The organism is Mycobacterium attenuatum, from assembly GCF_900566085.1.
GTDB classification, from domain to species: Bacteria; Actinomycetota; Actinomycetes; order Mycobacteriales; family Mycobacteriaceae; genus Mycobacterium; species Mycobacterium attenuatum.
Map to the genome: position 1 here is coordinate 1 of NZ_UPHT01000096.1, position 4888 is coordinate 4888.

A 4888-nucleotide genomic window follows, 5' to 3' on the forward strand; every position below is an offset into this window, starting at 1 on the left:
GGGCTTGGGGGGCGGGCTTGTGGAATGGGCGATTAACTCGTGGGATGGGCGATTAGTCTGCGCCCAACGATGTCGCGGTCAGCGCAGCGGCGTTCGCCGCAACGAGTGTGAACGTCGGGCTTTGAGTGTGCAGCTACGGCGTCCGATTTGCATGTCGGCCGCCCTGCAAGCACGCTCGACGCCACCGGCTCACACTCGACGCCCTGCGAGCAGGCTCGACGCGCTGCACGCCCACTCGACACCACCGGCGCCCTCGGTCCCACGATTAGCTGATGGCCTACCGCCACGTCCGCCGCATAGCACCAAGCAGGACGGGTGCCAGCTCCGTTCGGCACATCAACAAGTCGGGCAAGTAGGGGTCAAGTTGGTTGTACTGCAACGGCGAGCCGTCCAAGCGTGACGCGTGCATTCCCGCAGCGAGCACCACTCCGGCCGGCGCCGCGGAATCCCATTCCCATTGGCCTCCGGCGTGCAAGTAGGCGTCGGCGTAGCCGTCGATCACTGCCATCGCCTTGGCTCCCGCCGAGCCGATCCGCACCAATTCGATATCCACCGTCTGCTGAATGTAATGCAGGATCGCCGGCGGTCGGGTGGCGCTGACGGCGATTCTGATGACGTCTGGAATGCCGGTGGGCGCGGCGTCGGCAGTGACGGTGTCGCTTCGGTACACGATGTTCCCGCGGGCCGGCAGTGAAACCGCCGCGTCGGTGATCTGCGGTCTGCCATTGGTAGTGCGCTGCCACAAGGCGACATGAACCGCCCAGTCGTCGCGGCCTCGGGTCGAGAACTCGCGTGTACCGTCCAACGGGTCGATGATCCACACCCGGTCGCACTTCAGCCGGACCAAATCGTCGTGGGCTTCCTCGCTGAGCACCGCATCACCGGGTCGTGCAGCTCGTAGCCGCCGCACCAGCAGCGAGTTGGCCCGGGCGTCGCCGGCGTCGCCGAGCGCCCACGGTTGGTCGAAGCCGACCTCGTCGCGCACCGCCAGCAACAACTCCCCGGCTTCGGCAGCAAGGTCGGCAGCTAGCTGCGCGTCAGTCAGGGCATCCGCAGCGTGGCTCACCAATTCAGTATCGCGGAGCTGAACGTACGCCCGGCAAACGGGACCGGGCGCGATTCGGACGCGGAGCTGCGCATTGCGATCCGACGGCAATCGTGTGGTGCCAACGATTACACCCGATTCCCAATAACCCACGCTGTCGACACCGGACTGCCCGGCCAGGCCGCCGCGGTCGCTGCGTATCAATCCGACCCACACGCCGGTCCACGCACAGGGTCCGCCGCTGGCGCGAAAACCCTTGGCGGCCAGCTAAATATCACGATTCAGATCGGTAGCTGTGTCAAGGTCTTTGAGACAGTGTCTTACTCTATGGACACTATTTTCAGTTGTGGGTTCGGCGGGTTGATCCATGCCACGGTGGACAGTTTGGTGGTACCGGTGGGGCGCCGAAGCGCTTCGGGTTGTCGGCGTAGGCGTTTGCCATGACCTCGGCTCGTTAAACCTGGATCTCGGCGGCGGCGCCGAAGCAGATCGCGGCCGGGGTGTGCAGGCCCGATGCGGAATGGCGATGTTCGTGTCGTAGGTAGTCTAAGAAATCTATGCACCATGTGCGGGCGTCCTCGATGGAGTCGAACCGTTCCGGAAAGTCATTGCGGTATTTCACACCGAGAACGACTAGCAGCTGGGCGACGTTCTTCGAGGTTATTGCCGAGCCCCGGTCGGCGTGGATCGCTCTGGAACGGCCGTGCAGGGCGGTCAGCTCGGCCATCCAGTCCTGGGCAACCTCGGCGTCCTCGTGGTGCTCGATGCGCCAGCCAACCGGGTAGCGGCTGGAAGATATCGAGCATCACATACGGCTGGTAAAGCTCGCTGCGGATCGATCCGTGCAGCCGGGTGGTACCCCAACTCCACACGTCGTTGGGGTGCGTACGCGACCAGCTCCGAATTGACCCGCGATCCGCACACGCTTACTCAGTCGAGTCGGCACCCGCCCCTGCATCATCGATGGTCGACTCCGCCCGAGCGTCAGAAAGTGCCACACTCACCGTTGCGATCCCTTACTCACCGTCAGGGGATCGTTTGCCCGGCTATTCCCTTGGAACCGGAGCTACCGGTGGACCCACCGGGGCCACCTTGTCCGCCGCTTCCACCACCGCCGCCGGTGGCATTTACCGCTATGCCCGCGAAGGCGTTCCCACCGTTGCCGCCGTCGCCGCCATTGGCACCGGTCGCCTGGCTGGCGCCGCCATTGCCACCGTGGCCGCCGTGAGCCGATCCTTGCATGCTGTAGTTATATGCGGTACCGCCAGCGCCGCCGTGCCCGCCATGGCCGCCGGTGCCGCCTACCCCGCCATTGCCGCCGGTGGCGTTGTTGTGGGGGCCATTGCTGCTGGCTGTCCCGCCGGACCCACCGGCGCCTGCGTACACGGTGCCGTAGCCGCCGGCACCGCCGTTGCCGCCGTAGGCGTTAGCGCCGTCGGCGGCCACATCGACGTTACCGACGCCTCCCGCACCGCCTTTGCTGTGACCAGCCGCTCCGTTGTAGCCAGCGCCGCCGTTCCCGCCGTTGCCGCCACGGGCGTCATTCGCATTGTGTTGGTTGTTGATTGTTGCGTTGCCGCCGTTGCCGCCATTGCCGCCGTCGCCGGTTAAGGTACCGGTGCTGTCGGCACCGCTGCCGCCTTGGCCCCCGTAACCGGCGCTAACTCGTCCGGTTCCGATAGTGGAGGCATCACCGCCATTGCCGCCGTTGCCGCCGCCGAGGTAACCGTTTGCGCCGGCCCCGCCCCTACCAGCGGTGGCATTAGCTGTGGAAGCGTTATTGGTGATTTTCGCATCGCCGCCGTTGCCGCCGTCACCGCCAGTCCCAGTGCTGCCGATACCGTTGCCGCCGTTGCTGCCGTTGCCGGCCACGACTTGTCCGGTTCCGGTGGTTGAGGCATCACCGCCGTTGCCGCCGTTGCCGCCGCCGAGGTATCCGTTTGCGCCGACCCCGCCCCGTCCAGCGGTGGCATTAGCTGTCGAGGCGCCATTAGCGATGGTCGCATTGCCGCCATTGCCGCCATTGCCGCCATACCCGCCGGAGCTGGCGGTGCCGTTGGCCCCGACGGCGCCGGTGGCGTTTCCGGTGCCGTAGGTGTAGGCCGAGCCGCCGTTGCCGCCGGCACCGCCGCTAAAGCCCGCACCGCCAAGGCCCGCGGTCCCGCCGGCGCCGTTCGCACCGGCCGCGCCGATGGCGTTTCCGGTTCCGTAGTTGTACGCGGAGCCGCCGCTGCCGCCGCCCCCACCGTTGAAGCCGGTGCCGGCGGCGCCGGCGGAGCCGCCGGTGGCGTTTCCCGATCCGTAGTTGGTCGCGGTGCCGCCGGTCCCGCCAAGACCGCCGGTGCCTCCACCCGCATTGGTCGCTGCAGTGACCCCGCCGGCGCCGCCGGCGCCGCCGATGGCGTGAGCCGACGAGCTGGTGCTGTTGATGGACGCATCGCCGCCGTCGCCCCCGGCGCCGCCGCTACCGAAATCGTTGCCATGGCCGCCAGCACCACCGACTCCGCCGACTGCATTATTCGGATTGAGGCCGTTGTTTTTTTCTGCGCTGCCGCCATTGCCGCCCACGCCGCCGCTGCCGCCGATTCCTGAGCCACCGTCGCCGCCGGTGCCGGCGATCACGTTGCCGGTCCCGGCGGTATAGGCATTGCCGCCGTCGCCGCCAATCCCGCCCTGAGCCCCGGTACCGCCTGTACCGCCATTGCCGCCGGTCGCGGTGGCCGTGGAAGCGCCGTCATTGATGCTCGCGGCGCCGCCGTTACCGCCGGTGCCGCCGGTACCGTAGTACTCCTGCAATGCGTTGATGCCGCTGCTGCCACCGTTGCCACCCGCGCCGCCGACGGCACTCGCGGGACCGTTCTGAGACACATCGGCACCGTTGCCGCCGTTGCCGCCGTTGCCGCTGCCGGCGGTGCTGTTGACGTTGGCGCCGTTGCCGCCGTTGCCGCCGGCACCGCCAGTGCCCGCCTGCTGTCCCCCGGCACCGCCATCGCCGCCGTCACCGCCATTGCCGACGCCGACCGCGTTGCCGCCGGCACCGCCGGTGCCGCCGTTGCCATAGGTTCCGCCCGGACCGCCCTGGCCGCCCTGGCCGCCGTCGGAGTACCCCCCCGGCGCGCTGTATCCGGCGCCACCCGTACCACCATTGCCCCCATTGCCCGGCGTGATCACACCGGCCGCACCCGTCGCTCCGGCCACGGCACGCGCCCCACCGGCCGCACCGCCGCTGCCACCAGCGCCCACCGCGCCCGGGTTACCGCCGGCGCCGCCCATACCACCGGCAGACGACACGTCGACGCCCACGCCACCGGTGCCGCCGTTACCGGGCGCGCCGGGGTTACCGCCCGCACCACCGACCCCGCCGTTGCCGTTAGCTCCCGCGGAGCCGAACAATGCCCAGCCGTGCCCGCCGGCTCCACCCATGCCGCCGTTGCCGCCGGTACCGCCGCCACCGCTATTGCCGCCGGCTCCCCCGTTCTGGTCCGGAGAGCCGGTGGCATTCCACCCCGCACCTCCGGCCCCGCCTGTCCCACCGGACCCGCCCATACCACCAGCACCGCCGGCTCCGCCATTTCCGAACAACAGACCGCCGTTACCGCCGAGTCCGCCGTTGCCGGCGTTGCCGCCCTGACCCCCCACTCCACCTGTGCCACCGACGCCGCTGGGCGCGTTCGAAGTGCCCGCGGCGCCCGCGCCGCCGGTCGCACCGACTGCCCCGGTCCCGCCGACACCGCCGTGCCCGCCGTGGCCGAACCACAACGCGTTGCCGCCCTTCCCACCGGACCCGCCGTCGACTCCGGCCGTCCCGGCTCCCCCGGCGCCGCCGGCCCCACCGTCACCCCA

Annotated in this window: 3 protein-coding genes; all 3 read right to left on the reverse strand. The window is 69.3% G+C overall.

The window, feature by feature from the left end; all coding sequences use genetic code 11:
* Positions 1-277: 277 nt before the first annotated feature.
* The gene (locus EET13_RS16275; RefSeq protein WP_122443262.1) at positions 278-1069 is read right to left on the reverse strand and encodes a 3'(2'),5'-bisphosphate nucleotidase CysQ; all 792 of its coding nucleotides are present in this window, start codon (positions 1067-1069) and stop codon (positions 278-280) included.
* A 430-nt stretch (positions 1070-1499) separates the two neighbouring features.
* Positions 1500-1844 carry a DDE-type integrase/transposase/recombinase gene (locus EET13_RS16280; RefSeq protein ID WP_342211279.1) on the reverse strand — a complete coding sequence of 115 codons (345 nt, stop codon included), beginning with the start codon at positions 1842-1844 and terminating at the stop codon, positions 1500-1502.
* Positions 1845-2071: 227 nt separating this feature from the next.
* Positions 2072-4888: PE family protein (locus EET13_RS30425; RefSeq protein ID WP_168991290.1), on the reverse strand; the 2817-nt coding region annotated here is incomplete at its 5' end.